The following is a 24859-nucleotide window of genomic DNA, read 5'->3' as shown; positions in this document are numbered from 1 at the left end:
GCATACAATCCTGAACAGTGCGGGTTGCCCCGCACCCGAGAGTTAACCTGCGACAGCCATTCCGACTGTCATATGTAATCCGTAAAACAAACCGCGGCCAATGATTTCACCGGCGAGGACTGAAACCAGGCCCAACGCCAGTCCGCCAACGGACGGTTCTTTGCGACGGACAAGCGGACATATCCAGCACCCCAGACCCGCAGCCAGCAGGAGGATACGCCAGACCTGTAAACTTGCGTAGTCGGGCACCAGCGCGCTGGCGTTTTGTACCGAACTGTGGATCTCACCGAGCGCCAGTCCCTGCAGAACGATAACCGCCACGGTCACCAGCAGGGCCAGAACGCTTACGCCGGCGAATCTGGCAGGGCTACAGGAAACACCTGCAGCCCGCAGCAGCAGGGTGGCAAACAGCGGCCCGCTGAGCAGCATCGTCATAAAAAATGCCAGCGTCGTATAGCCATTATACCAGGTCGGGACGGTGTCTATCAGATAGACGCGGGTCATCGCCAGCACAAATACCAGACCCAGCACCATGCCTGCCAGCAGCCAGATTTTACCTAAAGCTGCAGGCATTTTACCGAGAAACGCCACCAGCCACCACAGGCCACCGACGGCGAAAAACAGCGACCCGCTGGCGATTTCGTTACTCAGCGCCGATGCGCCGACTCTGTTCAGCGAGTTAAAGGCGCGCAGCGGCGAACCCAGATGCATCACCGAGGCGAGAAAGGCGATGCCCATCACCAGCCACAGAAAAAACATGTTGCGCACGATACGCTGTTTTACCGCATCGTCTTTAGCGGTCAGCCAGCCGTAACCACTCACCAGCAGCGCCCCGGCCACGCACTGGCCGAGCACCGTAAACAGAACCAGCGGCCATTCATGCCATCCATTACCCATGTCACACCTCCTTCGGGTTGGCCAGATAACCCGTGGTGTCCCCGGTCGGGCGGCTATTGGCGTTGGGTTTGATTACAATACTCGGTTTGGTGAAGTGCGGGCCCGGCAGCGGAGCAACCGCCGCCAGCTCACCGTGTTTTTTGCGCAGCTCATCAATGGGACCAAAGTCCAGCGCGCGCAGCGGACAGGATTCGACACAGACGGGCTTTTTGCCGTCGGCGACGCGATCGTGGCAGCCGTCGCACTTGGTCATATGCCCTTTGGCGGCATTGTACTGTGGTGCGCCGTACGGGCAGGCCATGTGGCAGTAACGACAGCCAATACACACGTCTTCATCCACCACCACAAAACCATCTTCACGTTTATGCATAGCCCCGCTGGGGCAAACCTTGGTGCAGGCCGGATCTTCGCAGTGGTTACAGGCAATGGAGAGGTAGTAGGCGAAAACGTTCTGTCGCCAGACGCCGTTGTCTTCCTGCCAGTCTCCCCCGGCGTATTCATAAATCCGGCGGAAACTGACGTCGGGCGTGAGATCCTTGTAGTCTTTGCAGGCCAGTTCGCAGGTTTTGCAGCCGGTGCAACGACTGGAATCAATAAAAAATCCATACTGAGTTGTCATGGGTTAGTCCTTAAACCTTCTCGATCTCGACCAGGTTAGTGTGCTGTGGATTGCCTTTTGCCAACGGCGACGGACGCTGAGTTGTCAGCGTGTTGACGCAGGCGCCGTGATCAATTTTATCGCCAGCCATATCGGCATCATGCCATGCGCCCTGGCCCATTGCGCTTACGCCGGGTAGGATTCGTGGCGTTACTTTTGCCGGGATACGTACTTCACCGCGATCGTTAAAGACTCGAACCATATCGCCATTTGCAATGCCTCGTTTTTGGGCATCGACGGGGTTGATCCACACTTCCTGACGGCAAGATGTCTGGAGAACATCGATATTGCCGTAGCTGGAGTGCGTACGGGATTTGTAGTGGAAACCAAACAGCTGGAGCGGAAATGAACTGCGTTTCGGATCATCCCACCCTTCAAAGGTGGACGCGTAAATGGGAAGCGGACTGATCACTTCATCCTTTTGCAGTTCCCAGGTGTTGGCAATTTTCGCCAGTCGGCTGGAATATATTTCAATCTTTCCGGACGGTGTTTTGAGCGGATTGGCCTGTGGATCGTCGCGGAATTTTTTATAGGCGACAAAGTGGCCATTAGGATCTTTACGTTTATAGATCCCCATTTTTTTAAGCGCGTCATAAGAAGGGAGGGCAGGATCTTTGGCCAGCATTTTGGCATACAGATACTGGAGCCACTGTTCCTGAGTACGGCCTTCGGTAAAACGTTGATAGACATCATCTCCAAGACGTTTTGCCACTTCACTCATGATCCAGTAGATCGGTTTGCGCTCGAACTTAGGTGAGGTTGCTGGCTGAATGAAAATGAGGTATCCCATATTGCCCGCATAGTCGTTAGGAATGATGTCTTCCTGCTCCACAGTCATTAAATCAGGCAGCAGGATATCGGCATATTTGGCCGAGGATGTCATGAAGTTCTCAATGACCACTATCATTTCGCACTTTGTATCGTCCTGCAGGATAGCATGCGTTTTATTGATATCTGAGTGCTGATTGGTGATGGTGTTTCCCGCATAGTTCCAGATAAATTTAATCGGCACATCGAGCTTTTCTTTCCCACGCACGCCATCGCGGGTAGCGGTCATTTCCGGACCCCGGGCGATGGCGTCAGTCCAGCTAAAGCAGGATATCTGGGTCTTAATGGGATTATCTGGCAGCGGCATACGCTCAATTGTGATGGTATAGGTTGATTCTCGTGCACCGCTATTGCCGCCATTGATGCCGACGTTGCCAGTCAGGATAGGCAACATCGCGATCGCGCGTGAGGTCAGTTCGCCGTTAGCCTGACGTTGCGGCCCCCAACCCTGACAAATATATGCCGGTTTCGTGCTGCCGATTTCCCGAGCCAGTTTGATAATGCGATCGGCTGGGATTCCGGTGACTTGGGATGCCCATTGGGGGGTTTTGGCGATGCCGTCATCGCCATCCCCCAGAATATAAGCTTTGTAATGTCCGTTTGCTGGCGCATCGGAGGGCAGGGTTTTCTCATCATAACCGACGCAGTATTTGTCAAGGAACGGCTGGTCGATAAGATTTTCGTTAATCATAACCCAGGCAAGTCCCGCTACGAGTGCGGCATCGGTTCCCGGTCGGATAGGGATCCACTCATCTTCGCGACCCGCTGCGGTATCGGTATAGCGCGGATCGATGACGATCATCCGGGCATTAGAGCGTTCCCGGGCCTGTTCAAGGAAGTACGTTATTCCGCCGCCGCTCATGCGCGTTTCGGCAGGGTTGTTGCCGAACATTACCACCAGTTTGGTGTTTTCGATGTCGGACGTGCTGTTGCCGTCATTTGAGCCGTAGGTATAGGGCATTGCCGCCGCGATTTGGGCGGTGCTGTAAGTACCATAATGGCTCAGAAATCCGCCATAGCAGTTCATCAGGCGAGCGACCAGCGAGGCATAAGGAGAGGAGCGCGTAATGTTGCCGCCTACAATGCCTGAGGTGTAGTTAATATAAACAGCTTCATTACCGTATTTCTCCACGGTATTTTTTAAACTGTCACTGATGGTATCCAGCGCTTCCTGCCAGGTTATACGTTCGAATTTTCCCTCACCGCGTTTTCCCACCCGCTTCATTGGGTAATTCAGGCGATCCGGATGATTGATCCATCGGCGGATTGATCGTCCACGCAAACAGGCACGAACCTGATGCTGACCATAAATATCGTCTCCGGTTGTATCGGATTCCACCCATACAACCTCGTCATCTTTGACATGGAGTTGCAGGGCACAACGACTACCGCAGTTCACGGAACACGCGCCCCAAACCACTTTTTCTTCAGCTGGTTGAATAGCTTGTTGTACCGCAGCGGCGGCGGTGCGTATTCCGAAAGGTAATGACAGCCCGCCAGCGGCAAGCGCCAGCGAACCGATAGCCGAGGATTTCACTAACGCCCTGCGGCTGATGCCTCCATATTGCTCAGTTTCAGACATAACTCACTCCATTATTGTTATCGCTATATAATAACTTCTATAACGCAATTAATAGCATGCTAATAATAGAGAGAGTTTACCCACTTGTAGGTAGAGCATATTAATGCATATCAAACTGGAGTGACCCTCCGCGCACGGAGGGCGTGATTTATTGCGGTTCGGCGGCGTGTCCGTCTTGCGAAGATGTGCTATTCGCGGGGGCGTTGCCACTGTTAGTCCGGGTGTAGAGAATTTTGTGCGTATCGTTTGCACAATGTCCGACTACCAGTGAGTCAGGCTGATCTGCCTGATCGTTGGGGACAATATTCAGCGTGAAGCTGGATTCAGCCACACCATTATTGATGATACGCTGTTCGATATCGCTTTTTACGCGTTCACATGACGCCGGGGCAGCCAGAACCTGCGGGGAAGCGACTACCAATATGATCGCGGCAATTCCTGGTATGTTTTTCATCATCAGCTCCTTTATGATCAACTTAAACTAAGATTAGCATTTCTGGTGTAAATAACTGTATTTGCTAATATGATTGAGAATTATCTTCTTATCCCGGTGAAAAATGTGAAGAAACAGACCTTGTTAGGTTTCCTGTGCCTCTTGCTGGTTGGATGTGATAACGCCAAAGGGCTGATTTCCTTTACGCCGGAAATGGCCAGTTTTTCAAATGAATTTGATTTCGACCCGCTGCGCGGACCGGTGAAAGATTTCAGCCAGACGTTGCTCAATGACAAAGGTGAGGTTACTAAACGCGTTGTTGGTACGCTCTCACAGGAAGGGTGCTTCGATACGCTTGAATTGCACGATATTGAAAATAATAGCGGCATGGCGCTGGTCCTGGATGCTAACTATTACCGGGATGCCGAAACGCTGGAAAAACGGATCCGCTTACAGGGTAAATGTCAGTTGGCAGAGCTGCCTGCTGCGGGTGTGGTTTGGGATACCGATGATAACGGTTTTGTCGTTTCCGCTACGGGCAAAGAGATGAAAGTGCAATATCGCTATGATGCGGAAGGCTACCCGCTGGGTAAAACAACCGTCAATAACGATAACACCTTGCAAGTTGATGCCAAACCCTCGGTTGATCCGTTGAAGAAGCTGGATTACACCGCGGTGAGTCTGCTTAACAATCGTCCTGTAGGCAACGTCAAACAAACGTGCAAGTACGATGACTATGCTAATCCGGTCAACTGCCAGCTTGTTATCGTTGACGAGAGCGTGAAGCCGGCAGTTGAACATCATTACTCAATTGAAAACACCATCGAGTACTATTAGTCAGTCTTTACTGAGCGGTAGGTTGCAGCAAATTAGGACCTGACGTTTTATGTTCTGCCAGATACTGCTGCTGGAAGATACACATGCGAATAGTGTTGCGGTATTGTCCGTTGATAAAGAATTCATGAATCAGTTCGCCTTCGACCATAAAGCCGAGTTTACGGTAGATGTGGATAGCTTTTTCGTTCTCTTTATCAACGATCAGATACAGCTTATACAAATTGAGTACGGTAAAGCCGTAATCCATCGCCAGTTTAGCCGCACGCGTTGCCAGACCTTTACCCTGATAATCAGGGGAGATAATGATCTGGAATTCCGCCCGGCGGTGCACATGGTTAATTTCAACCAGTTCTACCAGCCCGGCTTTTTCACCGTTGCATTCCACAACAAAGCGACGTTCGCTTTGGTCGTGGATATGCTTGTCATAAAGATCTGACAGCTCAACAAACGCTTCGTAAGGTTCTTCAAACCAGTAACGCATTACGCTGGCGTTGTTATCAAGCTGATGGACGAATCGTAAATCTTCACGCTCCAGCGGGCGCAACTTAACACTGAGGGCGCTAGTCATATCGTATCCTTTCAATATCCTTCAAAGTGCAATGTTTATGGGGCAACGGTGCGGCCTGTGCGGCGGTCAAGGCAGCGCAGGGTGTTGGGTTCCCAGTACGCATTAATATTAGCGCTCTGTTCGCACTTATCACGGCTATCGAAGGCGGCGTCGGTTTTGTCCCACTCTTTCTCTACACGTTTATTGACTTTCTGGCGTAGCTGACGCGTATCGTTCCATTGTTCCTTTTCCATTGCAGCCTGTTGACGACTCTGCGCACTGTCCCCGGACTCAATGACCAGTTTACTGGTTTCAGCAAATGCGGAAGAGGTGTACACAGCCGCCGCCAGCGTCAGCATAGCCGTCAGGCACAGGCGTTTGGTCAGTGTAATATTCATGGCGAATTCCTTTTATGGGAAAGGGGATAAATCGTAAAACAGGGTTAAATTCTACACTATTACGTTTCGTGGGCATACCCACTCAGCGGATATGGATACGCTGATGATATTCTGTCGTATCATGGTTAAACCGAAGGTAACTGAATAACATCAATGCTTAAGACCACATTGCTTTTCTTCGTCACCGCGCTATGCGAAATCATTGGCTGCTTTTTACCCTGGCTCTGGCTTAAGCGAGGGGCTACGGCCTGGCTGCTGATCCCCGCAGGGGGGGCACTGGCATTATTCGTCTGGTTTCTGACGCTGCACCCGGCAGCAAGCGGGCGTGTCTATGCAGCCTATGGCGGGGTTTACGTGGTAACCGCGCTGCTATGGCTACGCATCGTCGACGGCGTAAAACTCAGCCTGTACGACTGGTCGGGGGCGCTTGTGGCGTTGTGCGGCATGCTGATCATTGTGGCTGGATGGGGGCGCGCATAGCGCCTTTTTTGTGATCAAGAAGCGCTTTTTTGATCGTTATACTTGTATGGTAGTAGCTCAGTTGGGTAAATTTCCTGCATCTCAAGAACAGATGTAAGGAACAAGAAATGAAGATTGTCGGGGCTGAAGTTTTTGTCACCTGTCCGGGGCGTAATTTCGTGACGTTAAAAATTACGACAGAAGATGGGATCACCGGGCTGGGTGATGCCACATTAAACGGACGCGAGTTATCCGTAGCGTCCTACCTGAAAGATCATGTGTGCCCGCAGTTGATTGGTCGCGACGCGCATCGAATTGAGGACATCTGGCAGTTTTTCTACAAAGGCGCGTACTGGCGTCGTGGTCCAGTCACCATGTCGGCGATTTCCGCAGTGGATATGGCATTGTGGGATATCAAAGCGAAAGCGGCCAATATGCCGTTGTACCAGCTACTCGGCGGCGCGTCGCGTGAAGGGGTCATGGTTTATTGTCACACCACAGGCCATACCGTCGATGAGGTACTGGAAGATTATGCGCGTCATAAAGAGATGGGCTTTAAAGCGATTCGTGTGCAGTGCGGCGTACCTGGCATGAAAACCACTTACGGGATGTCGAAAGGTAAAGGACTGGCCTATGAACCCGCGACCAAAGGGCAATGGCCGGAAGAACAGTTATGGTCAACGGAGAAATATCTCGATTTCACGCCAAAACTGTTTGAAGCGGTGCGCGATAAATTCGGCTTCAACGAACATCTTCTGCACGACATGCATCACCGTCTGACGCCAATTGAAGCGGCCCGTTTTGGCAAAAGCATTGAGCAGTATCGTTTGTTTTGGATGGAAGATCCAACCCCAGCTGAAAACCAGGAGTGCTTCCGCCTGATCCGCCAGCATACGGTCACGCCGATTGCGGTCGGGGAAGTGTTTAATAGCATCTGGGACTGCAAACAGCTTATCGAAGAACAATTGATCGACTACATCCGCACTACCATCACCCATGCGGGGGGGATCACCGGTATGCGTCGGATTGCCGATTTTGCTTCGCTGTATCAGGTTCGCACAGGCTCGCATGGACCTTCCGATCTTTCACCCGTGTGCATGGCCGCCGCGTTGCACTTTGATCTGTGGGTGCCTAACTTCGGTGTACAGGAATATATGGGGTATTCGGAACAGATGCTGGAAGTGTTCCCGCATAACTGGACCTTTGATAACGGCTACATGCATCCGGGAGACAAACCGGGACTTGGGATCGAGTTTGACGAAAAACTGGCGGCGAAATATCCGTATGACCCTGCATATTTGCCTGTAGCCCGCCTGGAAGATGGCACGCTGTGGAACTGGTAAATATAAATTTTACGTACGAAATATGTTGATTAACCCAATACCCTACAGAAGGTTAAACTTATGGTTAGTTCAGTCGATATTAAAAATGACGTAGATAATAAGCCCATTATCCGCCGAGTCGCTTCAGCATCCGCAATTGGTACTGCTGCTGAGTATTATGATTTTTTTGCATATGGGACAGCAGCTGTACTCTTTTTTGGTCATCTATTTTTCCCAAGCGATGATCCGTTAATTAGTACACTCGCCGCTTTTGCAACGTATGCTGTTGGTTTTCTTGCAAGGCCATTAGGAGGAATTGTCTTTGGACATATTGGCGATAAAGTAGGACGCAAAAAAGCACTAGTAATTACGATATTAATCGTTGGCTTGGGGACATTCTGTATTGGGTTGTTACCTACATATGAAAAAATAGGTGTATGGGCACCCGCTTTACTTATTTTCATTCGTGTATTACAAGGATTTGGTGTCGGAGGTGAACAGGCCGGTGCAGTACTGATGACTGCTGAATACTCTGAACCTAAGCATCGCGGATTTTTCTCTAGTTGGGTTCAAATCGGTGCTCCGGTTGGCTTCCTTCTACCTTTGGCACTCTTTGCGTTGTTAAATGCCACACTTTCTCCAGAGGCAATGATGGATTATGGATGGCGTATACCGTTCCTGTTGAGCCTGCTACTGGTTATTGTTGGACTGTTTATCCGCTTAAAAATTGATGAGTCACCAGTCTTTGCTCAGATTAGGGAGACAAAAGCAGAGGAATCACGCCCATTAGTCGAAGTGATTCGTGATTTTCCAGGTATTGTTGTTAAGGGTGTGTGCGCTAAGCTTATAGAAGCTTGCACATTTGCTATGTTTACTGTGATTGTCCTTGCTTACGGTAAAGCAAATAATCTTGATGCAAATATCTTGATGGAGACAATGATTGTTGCAGTAATTATAGAAATAATAGCAATACCATTGATGGGCTCGCTATGCGATAAGATTGGACGCAAACCAGTCTATATTATCGGAGCGTTGTTACAGGTAGTTATGATTATACCTTTCTTCCTTGCGATTAATCAGGATAGTTTTTGGCTTACGCAAATAGTAATGATCCTGGTACTGAGTATTGGACATAGTATGTGCTATGCACCTCAGGCTTCTTATTTTCCTGAGCTTTTCCCTACCCATATTCGTTGTAGCGGAATAGCATTAATTTGGCAGTTGGGATCGTTAATAGGCAGTGGGATTCTTGGCTTAGTGGCAGTAAAAATTCTACAGGTAACCGGTGGACATTATTATGGACTCGCAACCTATGTGATTGTACTTGGCGTCATCTCAGTCATTGGATTGCTAATGATGCCTGAAACCGCGCCACAGAGACTAAAACGTGAATACCAGCAGTGGCAGAAACATTAATACCTTTGGCGGCAGTGTGCCGCCATATTCACCATTTAAGATGACATATAACTTAGTGATTGATGTCATACCAATCGAGAAAAGCTTAATGCAAGTCAAAACATACAACCCTACAGGCGTTACTCTGAAACAATCCTGAGTTCATAAATAAATAGGCCATACCATGCAAAACAAGCTCCTGGCAGCGAAGGCTGCGCTTCCCGACTACGATCGTACAAAACTGGTTCCGCGTATTGTTCATCTGGGATTTGGCGCGTTTCATCGCGCACATCAGGGTGTTTACGCTGACATTCTGGCTGCAGATCACGACAGTGACTGGGGCTATTGTGAAGTGAACCTGATTGGCGGTGAGCAGCAAATTGCCGATCTGAAACAGCAAGATAACCTGTATACCGTTGCGGAAATGTCAGCGGATGCCTGGACTGCAAGAGTCGTGGGCGTGGTGAAAAAAGCGCTGCATGCACAGGTTGATGGTCTGGAAAGCGTACTGGCTGCGATGTGTGAACCGCAGGTCGCGATCGTTTCCCTGACCATAACGGAGAAAGGATACTGCCATTCTCCGGCGACCGGTCAACTGATGTTCGACAATCCAATGATTGCCGCCGATCTGCAAAACCCAAAACAGCCAAAAACTGCGCCAGGCGTAGTGGTTGAGGCTTTGGCACGTCGCAAAGCGGCAGGTTTAGGCGCCTTTACCGTGATGTCTTGCGACAACATGCCAGAAAACGGTCACGTAATGCGCAATGTTGTCACAGCGTATGCGAGGGCGGTGAATGAAGAACTGGCGGCGTGGATCGAGCAACATGTGACGTTCCCGTCGACTATGGTTGACCGGATTGTCCCGGCGGTTACCCCAGAAACGCTGGACAAAATTGAACACATCACTGGCGTACGCGACCCGGCAGGCGTGGCATGTGAGCCATTCCGTCAGTGGGTCATCGAAGATAACTTTGTCGCCGGTCGCCCTGAGTGGGAGAAAGCAGGAGCGGAGCTGGTGGCAGATGTCATCCCATTTGAAGAAATGAAGCTGCGCATGCTCAACGGCAGCCACTCTTTTCTGGCTTATCTTGGTTATCTGGGGGGATATCAGCACATTAACGACTGCATGGGCGATGAAAATTATCGTCTTGCCGCTCGCGCGCTAATGTTGCAGGAGCAAGCGCCTACGTTAAAAGTTAAAGGTGTGGATCTACAGCACTATGCCGATCTGTTAATTGAGCGCTACAGCAACCCGGCACTGCGTCATCGAACCTGGCAGATCGCTATGGACGGCAGTCAAAAATTGCCTCAGCGTATGCTTGATTCCGTTCGTTGGCACATTGTAAACGGCAGTCACTTTGATCTACTGGCGCTGGGTGTGGCTGGCTGGATGCGCTACGTCGGCGGTGTTGATGAGCAGGGCCAGGCGATTGAAATTAGCGATCCGTTGTTGCCAGTGATCCAGAATGCGGTGCGTAGTAGTAACGAGGGCGAAGATCGTGTTCGGGCGCTGCTGGCGATCGATGCTATTTTTGGTCGTGAACTGCCGCAGGTCGAATTGTTCAAAAACAAAGTTACACAAGCATATCTTGCTTTAGTGGCTGAAGGGGCAAAGACAACAGTTGCGAAGTATGTTGCAAAACTGAAGTAACAAAAGCATCGATTTAGCTCGCCATCTGGCTGTAAACGGGCCAGATGGCGCATTGTTTTGGCATTCACACCAATTAGTTCATGCCCAAACGAATCAGTTCGAGGGGGGCATATTTACCTTCACACCCTTCGATTTCCACTGTTTTACCGCGACGAATTTGCTCAGCGGTCAGGCCATCGGTATCTATCGCTGTAATGCGGCCTGTGAGTCCGGTGTCGCTAATCATGACGCGGCTGCCAGTGGTGATTGCGTTACGGTTACGATCGTATGTTTTCATGGTGTTTTCTCCTTTCCAACTTACCGTCAAAGCCCGTGGGCTTTTAGTCCCACGTAACGGGCGCAATATAAATACGCTTCTCGTTAATGATTTTTTTTGTTTTCGATCAAAATCACAGCTTTTTTTATGCAGATGTGCAGGAGAGTGGGGGATGCAGAATAAACTCACCTCTGCGCGAGGTGAGCGTAATATTAATCTTCGCTGAACCAGTCGCTATTTTCCTGACGAATAAGCTGAACGGACTCACCTATTTCCTGAAGATGCAGCATCATTGCGCGCTCAACGGCATCGCCATCATGCTTCTCAAGTGCGGCAAAGATGTCGTGATGCTGGCGCAGCAGCATTTCTGGCGGAGAGATATGATCCAGACTCATATAGCGAACGCGGTCAATCGTGGCCTTTATATTTTCGACGGTATCCCAGGCGAGCTGACACTCGGCGATTAAAGCCAGTTTCTGATGAAATTCGTCATCGAGCTGAAAGAAATCATTAATTTGTTTTCGGTCAATCGCAATACGTTGCTGATGCAGATTCTGTTCGAGCTGATAGCTCTGTTTATCGGTGATCAATGCTGCGGCGCGGCGAACTACGGCACATTCAATTGCCTGGCGTACAAAACAGCCATTTTGTACTTGCGACAGCGAAATTTTGTTCACGTAACTGCCACGCTGCGGGCGAATTTGAATCAGGCCGTTTTCTGCCAGTTTGATGAATGCTTCTCGTACCGGCTGGCGGGACACATTAAAGCGTACGGAAACCTCTTTCTCCGACAACGGTGTACCGGGTGCAATCAGACAGTGCACGATATCGCGACGAAGAATACGGTAGATCTGTTGATTTACCGGCTGTGTAGGGTTGAGCTGCGTTTCTTCGGTCATTAATTATTACTTTTTAGAGAGTTAACCCAGAGATCTTATCACTTATTTCAGGCTATCTATACCCGGCACAAGGCCGGGCAGTGAAATTAGCTCCGATGAATACTCAGTCCTGCAAATGACTGTGTGACAGGCATCATTTCAAGGGTGTTAATGTTGACATGAGCAGGTAAGGACGCCACCCACCATACCGCTTCTGTGACATCTTGCGGGGTCAGCGCGGTCGTATTTTCGTAAGCTTTTTCAGCTTTGGCGTCATCGCCTTTGAAACGCACATTCGAGAATTCCGTACCGCCAACCAGGCCTGGCTCAATGTCGGTAACGCGAATCGCGGTGCCGTGTAAGTCAGTACGTAAATTCAGGCTAAACTGGCGAACAAACGCTTTGGTCGCGCCGTACACGTTACCACCAGCGTATGGCCAACTGCCCGCGGTAGAACCGATATTGATAATGTGACCGCGGTTACGCTCAACCATGCCTGGCAAAACGGCACGGGTCATATAAACCAGACCTTTATTATTGGTGTCGATCATATTTTCCCAGTCTTCAATGCTGGCCTTATGGGCTGGCTCAAGACCCAGCGCCAGACCCGCGTTGTTGACCAGTACATCAATATTGCGCCACTCAGCAGGTAGGGCGTCGAGCATCCCTTCTATTGATGCACGATTACGTACGTCCAGCTGTGCGGTATAGAGGCGGTCACCCAGCTCGTCTTTGAGCTCCTGCAGGCGCTCCTGACGGCGTCCGGTAGCAATAACTTTATGCCCATTCTCAATAAAACGACGCGTAATGCACTCACCAAAACCTGCGGTTGCTCCGGTTACTAAAACGATCATCTCACTGTTCCTCAACGCTTTTTATGTAGCACTACCATAGCACGTCATTTCCGTTCAGAGCTATTCCTGCTTAACGCGATTGCGGTAGATTACAGGGAAGTCTACTCTGGTAAACAAATCGTTTTCAGGAGTGAAAGATGTCGTTAACGAATCCTTTTTTACACCACAGCACATTGCCGTATCAGGCACCGCAATTTGATCTGATAGACGTGCAGCATTATCGTCCTGCTTTCGAGGAAGGCGTGCGGCAAAAACGCGCAGAGATCGAAGTGATTGTGCAAAACCCACAGATCCCTGATTTTGCAAATACTTTGCTGGCACTTGAACAAAGCGGCGCGCTGCTCACACGCGTGACCAACGTTTTCTTCGCGATGACGGCGGCTCACACTAATGATGAAATACAGCGCCTCGACGAAATGTTTTCCGCAGAGCTTGCCGCGCTGGCCAACGACATTTACCTCAATGACGCGCTTTTTGCGCGCGTCGAAGCCGTCTGGCAACGGCGCAGTACGTCAGGTCTGGATAGCGAGTCATTACGCCTGTTGGAGATCGTCCACCAGCGTTTTGTACTGGCTGGTGCCCGTCTGAATGAGGCGGATAAAGCCAGCCTGAAAGCGCTCAACACGGAATCCGCCACCCTGACCAGTCAGTTTAATCAACGGCTGTTGGCAGCGAACAAGTCCGGTGCTTTGGTGGTGGACGATGTCCGGCATCTGGACGGGTTCAGCGCTGACGAAATTACCGTTGCCGCCGAAGCAGCAAGGGAAAAAGGGCTTGAAGCGCATTGGGTTATTCCGCTCCTAAACACGACTCAGCAACCGGCGCTTGCGATGTTACGCGATCGCCAGACCCGTGAAAACCTGTTCACCCGCGCATGGACACGGGCCGAAAATAATGACGCCAACGACACGCGGGCGATCATTCAGCGGCTGGTTGATATTCGGATGCAGCAGGCAAAACTCCTCGGTTTTGCCAATTACGCCGCCTGGAAAATTGCCGATCAAATGGCAAAAACGCCGGAAGCGGCACTAAATTTCATGCGGGCGATTGTTCCTGCCGCGCGAGCGCGGGCGTTGGATGAGCAGGCTGAAATCCAGAAGGTTATCTCTAAAGAAAACGGGCAATTTAGCCCAGAGGCCTGGGACTGGTCATTCTATGCCGAACAGGTCCGCCGTGAGAAATATGCGCTTGATGAGCTGCAGCTCAAACCTTATTTTGCTCTGGATACGGTGCTGAACGAGGGGGTTTTCTGGACGGCTAATCAACTGTTTGGCATCAAGTTTATCGAGCGTTTCGACATTCCGGTTTATCACCCCGATGTACGGGTATGGGAAATATTCGATCATGATGGCGTAGGACTGGCGTTATTTTATGGTGATTTCTTTGCCCGGGAATCAAAAAGCGGCGGTGCCTGGATGGGCAATTTTGTTGAGCAATCGCGGCTAAACGAAACCAGACCGGTGATTTACAACGTCTGCAACTATCAGAAACCCGCTCAGGGCCAACCCGCCTTGCTGCTGTGGGATGATGTTGTTACGTTATTTCATGAGTTTGGACATACGTTGCACGGCCTTTTCGCCACTCAGCGTTATGCCACGCTCTCAGGGACTAACACTCCGCGTGATTTTGTCGAGTTTCCATCGCAGATTAACGAACACTGGGCGAGTCATCCGCAGGTCTTTGCCCGTTTTGCGCGTCATGTTGATACCGGGGAGCAAATGCCACCGGTATTACGGGATAAAATGCAACAGGCCAGCTTGTTTAACAAAGGTTACGACATGACTGAACTGCTCAGCGCCGCATTGCTGGATATGCGCTGGCACTCCCTGGATGTGAGTGACTCATCTCGCTCGGTCGATCAATTTGAACAGCAGGCACTGGCGGCGGAAGATTTGGACCTTAAAGCCGTGCCACCGCGTTATCGCAGCAGTTACTTTGCCCATATCTTCGGCGGGGGTTATGCCGCAGGTTATTACGCCTATTTGTGGACGCAAATGCTGGCCGATGACGGCTATCAGTGGTTTGTGGAGCAGGGCGGATTAACGCGTGAAAATGGGCAGAAATTCCGCGAAGCGATTTTATCTTGCGGGAACAGTAGTGATTTAGCTGAGCTTTATCGCCAGTGGAGCGGGCGCGATCCACGAATGGCTCCAATGCTGGAACATCGTGGTTTGAGCGCGTAGGATTTGTTCAGATAGTGAGAGTAACCGGGTGTAATGCCCGGTATTTGCGTATTTAAATATCTGATTCTGAAAAGCCATCAGCGAACGTTGCCTGGCGTCATGAATAATTTTATCTTCCCAATGGTGGTGAATCCCCCTGAGCGGTGGGGCGTCCAGCCATACCTCCTTTGCCTGGTATGCAACGCGAAACTAACCGGCTGGGGCTGTTTCACCGGGAGGCACCCGGCACCACAGGTATAATAAATGTTATCAACATTATCCACCCCATTAGCCTGTCATGAATGACAGGCTTTTTTTATTGTCTTTCCCTAATGGTAATGCTCCAGGCTGTCAGTTAATAATGTCAGGGCGCTATTTTTTACCTGATGCTGAAAATATCGCTACAGTACCGGTTACTTGCGTATTAACATGTTCAAAATGCGCTGACAGAATCTGTTTCAGTCCCTCTTCAGAATCATTAGCGTTTGAGAAAATACCTTTCTTATTGTAGATGCTCATGAGTTTATTTCCGAAAGTGTTGTGTATAACACCATCGCCAAGAATAGTTGCGCCATACAGCGTACCCGTGTCTGTTAAAGCCCGTGCGGCATTTGCTATCACACTGGCTTTCGCTGATATATTGCCAGGCAAGCAGTGCAGGAGATAAAACATGGAAATGGAATCGAACTCATTGTGCAAATCCGTAGGGTAAGATTCGAACACGTCATGCTTAATTTTGCGCTGAATTTTCGCTTCCCCGATTCTTGATGCAGCAGCGTCCAGACTGGCTTCATTCAAATCCATTAGCGATATTACACAGCCGTCAGGAGCGTGATAGGGGTAAAATCCGGTTCCAACGCCAATATCCAGATGTGTTTTACTCAAATGCTGGAGAAAATGGGGAAGAAGGTGTTCCCTGGTCGGACACTTCCAGGCATATTGATTTGATACTCCTAGCACCCACCAGTCATAAAGTTTTAGCGTCATTGGTGTGTAAATTTTAGCGCCATCATCAGTCATTTTATTCATTAGTTTCTATCTGTTATTGTTTTGGCTGGGAATTAAATCAATAATCGCGATAAATGGCAAGTGCTATGACACCATTGATTTCTATAACTAAATTTACATAAATTTTCTTTTTTATGGTTAAAATCCCGGTTCAAAGTGTTCATTCAGGGAAGGAAACCGTGATGATGAAAAACACAGCGGAAATAGATGCAATCATAAATGAGTTGAACAACTCAATTGATGCCCACTACAAATGGCTGGTAAAAATGTTCCGCTGCGCTGTGTCCTCAGATGTTACTCATCCCGATATTACGGGTGACAACGCTCATTTTGTTTGTCGATTTGGAAAATGGATAAATGATCAATCGCTGAACAATGAGGATGATAGTAGTTATGTGAGCAAGATTTATTCTGTTCATGAAAAAATGCATGTAATAGGAAAGGAGTTGCTATTGGCAATAGTGGAGAATCGTAGCCATACATGGCATTTCGACAGCTTCCAGGACGCGCTATTGGCATTTACGTCTGCTGTAATGGACTACAAGATATATTTATTGAACATCCGCAGTAATATCGATGTATTAACGGGTTTACCCGGGAGAAGAATGCTTGATGAGTCATTTGATCAACAACTACTCGACGCCGAACCGCTAAATCTTTATATATTGTTATTGGATATCGACCGTTTTAAACACGTTAATGATACTTATGGTCACCTGGTGGGGGATGTAGTGTTGCGTGCTATGGCCTCAAATTTGTTGGCATGGACGCGATATGACGAGGTAGCGTACCGCTACGGCGGTGAAGAGTTTATCATCATCATCCGGACTAAAACTGACGAACAGGTCTGCCTGGCGGGATTGCGGCTTTGTCAGCTTATTGGCCAGAAAAAAATACCCTATGCTGATGGCGAAATTGGTATAACGGTAACGGCTGGAATAACCCGGGTTCAACAGGGTGAAACGCTGGATACCGCACTGGATCGCGCTGACAGAGCGATGTATCAAGGGAAGCAGAACGGCAGGAATCGCTGTATGTTTATGGATGAATACGAGCGGATCACTCAGGTTGACACTAATCGTGTGATCTCATACCCCCTTAGCGCATGAGATTTGCGAACACCGTTTCGAAGTAGTTACGTTTCGTTTAGCTTTCATTGGGGTTGCCAGTGATAGGTTAGCTGACTATCCGTTATCTTCGCAGGGAATTGCCAGATAGCGTATAAAAGCAAAACACAAATCTATCCATGCAAGCATTTACCGCTGGTTTAACCGGCGGTTTTTTTTATCTGCTAATCAGGGACAAGATGCGGAAGGGCGATGCAGGTAAAAAAAATGGCCCCTTGTGCAGCTACGCAACAAGGGGCCGGGTCGGTTCAGGACTATCTCCGTTCATCAATCATCCCATCTGTGGCTAAGATACGCGGCCAGGAAACCGGAAAATAAAATAATTCCCAGAACAGCCATAAAAATATTCATATTACCCAGCATAGTAAATGCTCCTTTATCTGTGAGTTTCCTCTCTTACCTTAAGTTCACCTCGCTTATGACTATAGTAGCAATTCAATCTTAAACAAAGGCTGAACTGTCTGAATATTTCGGCTAAAAAGTAAAGTTTTGACGCGATAACGTCGGGAAAAATAAATAATAGTGACGAGGATCGTTTATCTGCGCACAAATAGCCCTGATTTTATACCGGGACACGTTGTCATGATGCTGTAATACGGACACAAATTGTTGCACGCTTATAATGCAGCGTTGTCTCATCGTGGTTCAATTGATCGTGCAATTATTCCTTGTAGCAGAAAATTTTAATGCCCCTCTTCGTAAATTAATTTTAATTCATTGATTTTATATGATTTTTTAATATCTGGCATTGTTTTTGCCTTATCACTTCTGAACACCCTTATTTTGCACCGTTTTGTCTGCCCGGCTGCACCGGAGCTTTCAACAAGTCTAATTTCAGGAGTGAAACTATGCAGCGTCGTAAATTTTTAAAAATTTTTGCACTTTCCACCTCTGTAGTCGCGATGGGAATGAGTTTTAGCGTTCAGGCGGCCGATACCATTAAGGTCGGCATCATGCATTCGTTATCCGGCACGATGGCCATTTCCGAAACGCCGTTAAAAGATATGGCGTTGATGACTATTGATGAAATCAATGCGAAGGGCGGGGTGTTAGGAAAAAAGCTGGAGCCAGTGGTCGTTGACCCAGCCTCGAACTGGCCCTTATTTGCTGAAAAAGCCCGCCAGTTGTTGAGCCAGGACAAAGTGGCGGCGGTCTTCGGCTGTTGGACATCGGTTTCACGTAAATCAGTTTTACCGGTATTTGAAGAGCTAAACGGTCTGCTGTTTTACCCGGTGCAATATGAAGGTGAAGAGATGTCGCCTAACGTCTTCTATACCGGAGCTGCGCCAAATCAGCAGGCGATCCCGGCGGTTGAGTATCTGATGAGTGAAGACGGCGGCAGTGCTAAGCGCTTCTTCCTGTTGGGCACGGATTATGTTTATCCGCGTACAACGAACAAAATTTTACGCGCCTTTTTACATTCGAAGGGCGTTGCTGATAAAGATATCGAAGAGGTGTACACCCCATTCGGACACAGCGATTACCAGACCATCGTCGCCAGTATCAAGAAATTTGCTGCAGGAGGAAAAATGGCGGTGGTGTCGACCATCAACGGCGATTCTAACGTTCCATTCTATAAAGAGTTGGCGAACCAGGGCCTGAAAGCCACCGATGTTCCGGTGGTGGCATTCTCCGTGGGGGAGGAGGAGTTACGCGGTATTGATACCAAACTGCTGGTGGGCAACCTTGCCGCGTGGAACTACTTTGAGTCTGTAGATAACGCGACCAACAAGAAATTCGTTGCGGATTACCGGGCGTATGCCAAAGCGCACAAACTGCCAAATGCTGATTCGGTGGTAACCAATGACCCCATGGAAGCCACTTATGTTGGTTTGCATATGTGGGCGCAGGCGGTAGAAAAAGCCGGAACGACTGATGTGGATAAAGTCCGCGTAGCGATGGCAGGACAATCATTTGCTGCACCATCAGGTTTTACCCTGACCATGGATGCCACCAATCATCACCTGCATAAACCCGTCATGATTGGCGAGATTGAAGGCAACGGCCAGTTTAACGTGGTGTGGCAATCCGATGAACCGGTCCGCGCCCAGCCGTGGAGTCCGTACATCGCCGGTAATGACAAAAAATCTGCACAGCCCGTTAAAACTGCCAGCAATTGATCGTGTGCCCTCCTGCGGGCGGGCAACGCTTTGGAGAACGCTCATGAAAGCTATGCGCTTTATTCGTGGTGTGTTGTTGCTGACGTGGTTTTTGCCGTGGATAGCGCAGGCATCAGATGCCGATACCTTTACAGCCGCAAATCGAACTCAGCAGGCTGCCTTGCTCGAACAATGGTCGATCAATCCCGACGTTCAGCGTTTGCCGATGCTCAACGCGTTGCGTGAAGAGCAATTGCTGACCGATAACGCAAGAAACGCGTTCATCATAAGCGGCTCGCACGTACAGCCGTTAGGAACGGCGAAAGGCCCGAACGGCGAGTTAAAAAAAGTCCGGCTGACTAACCGACTGCGTAATCTGGTTGCCGGAACGTTGGCCGTCCATCAACTTTTTAGTGACAGTGTCACTAAAAGAGCTGAGGCAGCGCGCACGTTACAACGAGAGGCATTGCCAGGCATGCTGCCATTTTTGCAGCAACGAATGGCACAGGAGCCCGATGCCGATGTGAAATCCGCGCTGGCTATTGCGCTGGCAAACCTGCAGTTAACCAGCAGCTCGCCTGAGGTCAGACGGCAGGCCATTGTGCTTATAGGGGCTTCAAACGATCCTGAAACCCAGGCGCGCCTGCAACCTTTCACCCTTGCTGAACATGAGGCCGATGCCAGCGTGCGTGCTGCCGCCAGCGACAGTCTGAGTTCCATCGCGTATCGCATGAAGATTGGCGATCTTCTTGGACAGGCCTTTATGGGGTTGTCGCTGGGTTCTGTTTTGCTGCTGGCGGCATTGGGTCTGGCCATTACCTACGGGCTACTCGGCGTTATTAATATGGCGCATGGCGAGATGTTAATGCTCGGGGCTTACTGTACCTGGATTGTGCAACAGCTGATGGGCCAGTTTTTCCCGCAATGGTTAGCCTGGTATCCGGCTATTGCGCTGCCGGTTGCCTTTTTATTTACCGCGGCGGTAGGAATGCTGCTTGAGCGCGGAGTGATCCGCCATTTATACGGGCGTCCTCTCGAAACGCTGCTGGCGACCTGGGGGATTAGTCTGATGCTCATCCAACTGGTGCGTATGACCTTCGGCGCGCAGAACCTTGAAGTTGCCAATCCGGCATGGCTTTCCGGGGGGATTCAGGTTTATGCCAATCTGATTTTACCGTGGAACCGAATTGTGGTGCTTGGCTTTGCCATTCTGGTGCTGTTTTTCACCTGGCTATTGTTGAATAAAACGCGCCTTGGGCTGCGCGTACGTGCGGTGACGCAGAATCGAAATATGGCGGCATGCTGCGGCGTACCTACTGGACGCGTCGATATGCTGGCCTTTGGCCTTGGTTCAGGTATTGCCGGATTGGGGGGCGTCGCGCTCTCACAATTGGGCAACGTAGGACCGGAATTGGGACAAAGCTACATTATCGATTCCTTTCTGGTGGTGGTGCTGGGCGGCGTGGGACAACTTGCCGGGAGTGTGGCTGCTGCGTTTGGGCTGGGGATCTTCAACAAAATTCTTGAGCCTCAGATAGGGGCGGTACTCGGCAAAATTATGATTCTGATGCTGATTATACTGTTCATTCAGAGGCGTCCGCAGGGGCTGTTCGCGCTAAAAGGGAGGGTTATTGACTGATGACGATGCCAATGACATTAACGCTGGCGCGTAAAGCGCCACGCGTGACACGTGTGCTGGGCCTGGGGTTACTGTTGGCGTTGATTATTCTGCCGTTTCTTGCGCTGCTACCTGCGGACCATCCGCTGGCTATATCGGTGTGGACGCTGACGCTTGCCGGGAAAATTCTCTGCTATGCCATTGTGGCGGTCGCGCTGGATCTGGTGTGGGGCTATGCAGGAATGCTCTCCCTGGGCCACGGTATTTTCTTTGCGCTGGGAGGGTATGCGATGGGAATGTACCTGATGCGCCAGGCCTCTGGAGAAGGATTGCCGCCCTTCATGTCATTCTTGTCGTGGACCGAGCTGCCCTGGTTTTGGTGGGGAACGCAACATTTTATCTGGGCGCTACTGTTGGTCGTTCTGGTTCCTGGCCTGCTGGCGCTGGTATTTGGTTGGTTTGCCTTTCGGTCAAAAATCAAAGGGGTCTATTTCTCCATCATGACCCAGGCCCTGACTTTCGCCGGAATGCTGCTGTTCTTTCGCAACGAAACGGGTTTTGGGGGGAATAACGGTTTTACCGGCTTTACCACTATTCTGGGATTCCCGGTAGCCGCCACCTCAACCCGTATCGCGCTGTTTCTCGCGACGGTCATGCTGCTGGTACTGGCATTATGGTTGGGACTGGCGCTGGCCCGCAGTAAGTTCGGTCGTATTCTGACTGCCGTGCGTGATGCCGAAAACCGTCTGATGTTCTGTGGTTACGATCCGAAAGGTTTCAAACTGCTGGTTTGGACGCTTTCAGCGGTGCTGTGTGGCCTGGCAGGGGCGCTGTATGTTCCGCAGGTGGGGATCATTAACCCCAGCGAAATGTCGCCGACCAACTCGATTGAAGCGGCGATTTGGGTTGCCCTCGGTGGGCGAGGAACCCTTATCGGCCCGGTATTCGGCGCCGTGTTAGTGAATGGCGCTAAAAGCCTGTTTACCGTGATTATGCCTGAATACTGGCAGCTGTTTCTTGGCCTGATCTTTATTGGTGTTACGCTGTTTTTACCCCGAGGTGTAATGGGTCTGTTTCGCAAGGGAGGCAAATGATGCAGCCAGATGAAGGGCTATTTACTCGCCAGATGCCGGGAGATCGGTTTCGCAACCAGACTGACCCGGTGCTACAGCTGGAAAAAATTAACGTTAACTTCGATGGATTTCAGGCACTGACCGATCTCTCGCTCAATATTGGCGTTGGGGAACTACGTTGCATCATTGGCCCCAACGGTGCCGGAAAAACGACGTTAATGGATGTCATTACCGGCAAAACCAGGCCGCAAAGTGGTCGTGCGATATACGATCAGTCTACCGACTTGACCATGCTGGATCCCATTGCTATTGCGCGCCAGGGGATCGGGCGGAAATTCCAGAAGCCCACGGTATTTGAAGCGTTAACGGTGGAGGAGAATCTGGAACTGGCGCTGAAAAGCGATAAATCTGTTTGGGGCGTTTTACGGGCGCGTCTTTCAGGCGAACAGCGGGATCGCATTGATGAAATACTGGCACTGTTGCGACTGGGCAATGAGCGCGCCCGCTCAGCTGGGCTGCTATCTCACGGGCAAAAACAATTTCTTGAAATTGGCATGCTGCTGGTACAGGAACCGCATCTGTTGCTGCTGGATGAGCCTGCGGCGGGTATGACGGATGCGGAGACGGAATACACAGCGGAGCTGTTTCGCCAGCTTGCCGGGAAGCATTCTTTGATGGTTGTTGAGCATGATATGGGATTTGTCGAAACCATCGCCGATCGCGTCACGGTATTACACCAGGGGCAAGTATTGGCTCAGGGGAGTCTGTGTGAAGTGCAGGCCAACGAGCAGGTTATTGAAGTTTATCTCGGGCGTTAAGGAGTGCAGATGCTGCAGGTGAAAGAACTGAATCAATATTATAGTGGCAGCCATATTCTGCGAGGCGTGACCTTCGAAGCGCATATCGGCGAAGTGACATGTCTGCTGGGACGTAACGGCGTGGGTAAAACGACGCTTCTGAAGTGTCTGATGGGGCTGATTCCCGCCCGCAGCGGAAACGTGTTCTGGCAGGAGAAAAATGTTACTCACTGGAAGCCGCATCAGCGGGTCAGGGCCGGTGTGGCGTATGTCCCACAAGGGCGCGATATATTTCCGCGTCTGACGGTAGAAGAGAATCTTTTGCTCGGTCTTTCCCGATTTTCCACGCAGGAGGCCCGAGGCGTTCCGGATGATATTTACGCGCTTTTTCCGGTGCTACAGGAGATGAAACATCGGCGGGGCGGCGATTTGTCCGGCGGGCAACAGCAGCAGCTGGCGATTGGACGGGCGCTGGCAAGTCGCCCGCAGTTGTTGATCCTTGATGAGCCCACCGAGGGGATCCAGCCGTCGGTGATTAAAGAGATTGGTCAGGTGATTTCCCAGCTGGCGCACCGTGGGGACATGGCCATTTTGCTGGTGGAGCAGTTCTATGATTTTGCCGAGCAGCTGGCCGATAAGTACCTGCTTATGTCGCGGGGCAGCATAATTCAAAGTGGTGAGGGTAAAAATATGGAGTCCGAGGGCGTTCGGGGTCTGGTCGCCATCTGAGATACGCGACAGAGTGACTGTGGCTCTGTCGCGAACATAACTAGCAGACCGCCGTCTGGCCCCAGGGTTTGGCGCGCATGCCTTTTATCATCAGCGCCCAGGCAAGAACGATTGCCACCATCAACGCCACAAACAGCGACCATGGCGGCAATGTGGTTAGAATGACGCCGCTAACTAATGGGTTTACCGCTGCCCCCAGCCAGCCTAACGACTGGGCGGAAAAATAACTGGCTTTCATGCCAGCAGGTGCGATGTTGTCGATGAGCATGTATTCACCTGGCGCGTAGATGACCTCACCAATAGTGAAAAAGGCAGCAGAAAGTCCCCATAAAAGCAGACTGTTACCGGAGAAGGTGAAGCCCACCAGGCCGACCACAAAGAACAGTGTGCCCACTGTCATTAGCGGGCGGATATTGGTGGCGGTGAGCCTGCGCCCGAGGGCGTATTGCAGTGATACCACAATGGCGGCGTTGACGGGCAGGACGACTGCCACCACTTTCTCGGCAAAATCGCCGTCTGCAACCACCATAACGTATTGCGAAATACAGGACGCAAAGGCGCCGCCAACGAATGACGCCAAAAAGGCTGACAGCGTAAACCAGAATAATGCTCTGTCACGCAGCAGTACTGAAGGGGACCAAACCGCGGTGTTTACACCGTCTGCGGCTGCCGGTGAACGTTTTACCCACGTCTGGATAAACACCAGAGGTAGCGCAGAACATGCAGCAGCCAGCCAGAATGGCAGGTTAATGCTTTGCATGACCAGCAGCGTGCCCAGCGGTGGACCAACGGTCCAGCCGATGTTCAGCACGGTATAGTTAAGTGAGAAAATTTTCGTTTTATTGGTCGCAGACAAGTTATCGGCAAACCAGGCTTTCAGCACCGTGGCGAAGACGGAGTAGGCGCAGTTGATCAGGGCAAAGAGCAAAACCACTATCACGACGTTATGCACCAGCGGAATAGCGATAAAGCCGGAGGCAAAGCCGCAGATAGCCAGCAGCATATAGCGTTTTTTATCGAACTTGTCGGCCAGAATACCAAAGCCAAGGCTGAACACCACGCCAATGGTCAGAGCGACCGTCATCGCATAACCGATTAGATCGACACTCAGGTTGTACTGCCGGCTGAGATAGATCGTCATAAAAGGCAGCGTGGCGCCACGACCAATGGTTAATAACAAAGATGACGCGAGTAAAGCGAGAGTGGACCTTCTCAGAGAGATATTCATTTTCCTGCCCGACAATGCATGTT

At 50.4% G+C, this 24859-nt stretch carries 24 protein-coding genes; 12 read left to right on the top strand and 12 right to left on the bottom strand.

From position 1 onward, the window contains the following. Nucleotides 1-42: 42 nt before the first annotated feature. The 4 genes from OGX99_RS20515 to OGX99_RS20500 form a co-directional block, all read right to left on the bottom strand. Nucleotides 43-897, bottom strand: a complete 855-nt coding sequence (locus OGX99_RS20515; protein ID WP_252838363.1) for a dimethyl sulfoxide reductase anchor subunit family protein — start codon at nt 895-897, stop codon at nt 43-45. Nucleotide 898: 1 nt separating this feature from the next. Then, the gene (locus OGX99_RS20510) at nt 899-1516 is read right to left on the bottom strand and encodes a DMSO/selenate family reductase complex B subunit (RefSeq protein ID WP_210905053.1); all 618 of its coding nucleotides are present in this window, start codon (nt 1514-1516) and stop codon (nt 899-901) included. A gap of 10 nt (nt 1517-1526) precedes the next feature. Continuing rightward, nucleotides 1527-3965, bottom strand: a complete 2439-nt coding sequence (gene ynfE / locus OGX99_RS20505; protein WP_286544941.1) for a selenate/tellurate reductase subunit YnfE — start codon at nt 3963-3965, stop codon at nt 1527-1529. A gap of 148 nt (nt 3966-4113) precedes the next feature. Beyond that, nucleotides 4114-4422 (bottom strand): DUF1161 domain-containing protein, encoded by a 309-nt coding sequence (locus tag OGX99_RS20500; protein ID WP_151219149.1) that lies wholly within the window; start codon nt 4420-4422, stop codon nt 4114-4116. Between the two features lie 102 nt (nt 4423-4524). Between OGX99_RS20500 and OGX99_RS20495 the strand changes: the two genes are divergently transcribed. After that, a complete protein-coding gene (locus OGX99_RS20495) occupies nt 4525-5235 on the top strand; it encodes a YnfC family lipoprotein (RefSeq protein ID WP_151219150.1) in 711 nt (236 codons plus the stop codon). Nucleotides 5236-5242: 7 nt separating this feature from the next. On the opposite strand, the gene speG is transcribed toward OGX99_RS20495, so the two are convergent. Together speG and OGX99_RS20485 are read right to left on the bottom strand one after the other, a co-directional pair. Continuing rightward, entirely contained in the window at nt 5243-5803 is a 561-nt protein-coding gene (speG, locus tag OGX99_RS20490) for a spermidine N1-acetyltransferase (RefSeq protein ID WP_151219151.1), read from the bottom strand. Between the two features lie 35 nt (nt 5804-5838). After that, a complete protein-coding gene (locus OGX99_RS20485) occupies nt 5839-6180 on the bottom strand; it encodes a DUF1283 family protein (RefSeq protein WP_151219152.1) in 342 nt (113 codons plus the stop codon). A gap of 153 nt (nt 6181-6333) precedes the next feature. On the opposite strand from OGX99_RS20485, the gene OGX99_RS20480 reads away from it, so the two are divergent. From OGX99_RS20480 to OGX99_RS20465, 4 genes are all read left to right on the top strand, one after another. Beyond that, nucleotides 6334-6660 carry a YnfA family protein gene (locus OGX99_RS20480; protein WP_151219153.1) on the top strand — a complete coding sequence of 109 codons (327 nt, stop codon included), beginning with the start codon at nt 6334-6336 and terminating at the stop codon, nt 6658-6660. A gap of 107 nt (nt 6661-6767) precedes the next feature. Next, complete coding sequence (gene rspA, locus OGX99_RS20475; RefSeq protein WP_151225436.1) at nt 6768-7982, top strand: starvation-sensing protein RspA; 1215 nt, start codon at nt 6768-6770, stop codon at nt 7980-7982. Nucleotides 7983-8042: 60 nt separating this feature from the next. Then, entirely contained in the window at nt 8043-9377 is a 1335-nt protein-coding gene (locus tag OGX99_RS20470; protein ID WP_187252472.1) for an MFS transporter, read from the top strand. A 163-nt stretch (nt 9378-9540) separates the two neighbouring features. Beyond that, nucleotides 9541-11007: a mannitol dehydrogenase family protein gene (locus OGX99_RS20465; protein ID WP_151219156.1), complete on the top strand. Its 1467-nt coding sequence runs from the start codon at nt 9541-9543 to the stop codon at nt 11005-11007. A 73-nt stretch (nt 11008-11080) separates the two neighbouring features. Here OGX99_RS20465 and ydfZ read toward each other — a convergent pair whose 3' ends face one another. From ydfZ to ydfG, 3 genes are all read right to left on the bottom strand, one after another. Next, a complete protein-coding gene (gene ydfZ, locus OGX99_RS20460) occupies nt 11081-11284 on the bottom strand; it encodes a putative selenium delivery protein YdfZ (protein WP_003032393.1) in 204 nt (67 codons plus the stop codon). A gap of 191 nt (nt 11285-11475) precedes the next feature. Beyond that, a complete protein-coding gene (locus tag OGX99_RS20455) occupies nt 11476-12162 on the bottom strand; it encodes a GntR family transcriptional regulator (protein WP_151219157.1) in 687 nt (228 codons plus the stop codon). Between the two features lie 86 nt (nt 12163-12248). Next, a complete protein-coding gene (gene ydfG / locus OGX99_RS20450; protein ID WP_151219158.1) occupies nt 12249-12995 on the bottom strand; it encodes a bifunctional NADP-dependent 3-hydroxy acid dehydrogenase/3-hydroxypropionate dehydrogenase YdfG in 747 nt (248 codons plus the stop codon). Nucleotides 12996-13132: 137 nt separating this feature from the next. Between ydfG and dcp the strand changes: the two genes are divergently transcribed. After that, nucleotides 13133-15178, top strand: a complete 2046-nt coding sequence (gene dcp / locus OGX99_RS20445) for a peptidyl-dipeptidase Dcp (RefSeq protein WP_286544938.1) — start codon at nt 13133-13135, stop codon at nt 15176-15178. Nucleotides 15179-15529: 351 nt separating this feature from the next. On the opposite strand, the gene OGX99_RS20440 is transcribed toward dcp, so the two are convergent. Beyond that, nucleotides 15530-16186: a class I SAM-dependent methyltransferase gene (locus OGX99_RS20440; protein WP_278237932.1), complete on the bottom strand. Its 657-nt coding sequence runs from the start codon at nt 16184-16186 to the stop codon at nt 15530-15532. Nucleotides 16187-16347: 161 nt separating this feature from the next. On the opposite strand from OGX99_RS20440, the gene OGX99_RS20435 reads away from it, so the two are divergent. Further along, the gene (locus OGX99_RS20435; RefSeq protein ID WP_151219160.1) at nt 16348-17274 is read left to right on the top strand and encodes a diguanylate cyclase; all 927 of its coding nucleotides are present in this window, start codon (nt 16348-16350) and stop codon (nt 17272-17274) included. Nucleotides 17275-17559: 285 nt separating this feature from the next. On the opposite strand, the gene mgtS is transcribed toward OGX99_RS20435, so the two are convergent. Continuing rightward, the gene (mgtS, locus tag OGX99_RS20430; RefSeq protein WP_151219161.1) at nt 17560-17655 is read right to left on the bottom strand and encodes a protein MgtS; all 96 of its coding nucleotides are present in this window, start codon (nt 17653-17655) and stop codon (nt 17560-17562) included. A 485-nt stretch (nt 17656-18140) separates the two neighbouring features. On the opposite strand from mgtS, the gene urtA reads away from it, so the two are divergent. Genes urtA through urtE form a run of 5 tightly spaced genes read left to right on the top strand, consistent with a single transcriptional unit; the run spans nt 18141 to nt 23608 of the window. Continuing rightward, complete coding sequence (urtA, locus tag OGX99_RS20425; RefSeq protein WP_286544933.1) at nt 18141-19412, top strand: urea ABC transporter substrate-binding protein; 1272 nt, start codon at nt 18141-18143, stop codon at nt 19410-19412. Nucleotides 19413-19455: 43 nt separating this feature from the next. Continuing rightward, the gene (gene urtB / locus OGX99_RS20420) at nt 19456-21030 is read left to right on the top strand and encodes an urea ABC transporter permease subunit UrtB (RefSeq protein WP_286544930.1); all 1575 of its coding nucleotides are present in this window, start codon (nt 19456-19458) and stop codon (nt 21028-21030) included. After that, a complete protein-coding gene (gene urtC / locus OGX99_RS20415) occupies nt 21030-22103 on the top strand; it encodes an urea ABC transporter permease subunit UrtC (protein ID WP_286544928.1) in 1074 nt (357 codons plus the stop codon). The genes urtB and urtC overlap by 1 nt, the downstream gene beginning before the upstream one ends. After that, the gene (gene urtD, locus OGX99_RS20410; RefSeq protein ID WP_286545332.1) at nt 22103-22900 is read left to right on the top strand and encodes an urea ABC transporter ATP-binding protein UrtD; all 798 of its coding nucleotides are present in this window, start codon (nt 22103-22105) and stop codon (nt 22898-22900) included. The genes urtC and urtD overlap by 1 nt, the downstream gene beginning before the upstream one ends. A 9-nt stretch (nt 22901-22909) precedes the next feature. Continuing rightward, nucleotides 22910-23608, top strand: a complete 699-nt coding sequence (gene urtE, locus OGX99_RS20405; protein WP_151219164.1) for an urea ABC transporter ATP-binding subunit UrtE — start codon at nt 22910-22912, stop codon at nt 23606-23608. A 40-nt stretch (nt 23609-23648) separates the two neighbouring features. On the opposite strand, the gene ydeE is transcribed toward urtE, so the two are convergent. Then, the gene (gene ydeE, locus OGX99_RS20400; protein WP_151219165.1) at nt 23649-24836 is read right to left on the bottom strand and encodes an efflux MFS transporter YdeE; all 1188 of its coding nucleotides are present in this window, start codon (nt 24834-24836) and stop codon (nt 23649-23651) included. Nucleotides 24837-24859: the final 23 nt, after the last annotated feature.

Origin of the sequence: Citrobacter sp. Cu096 (assembly GCF_030332285.1) — a bacterium.
Classification (GTDB): Bacteria; Pseudomonadota; Gammaproteobacteria; order Enterobacterales; family Enterobacteriaceae; genus Citrobacter; species Citrobacter meridianamericanus.
Note: the sequence above shows the minus strand (reverse complement) of the source record. Positions and strands in the feature narration are given on the sequence as shown.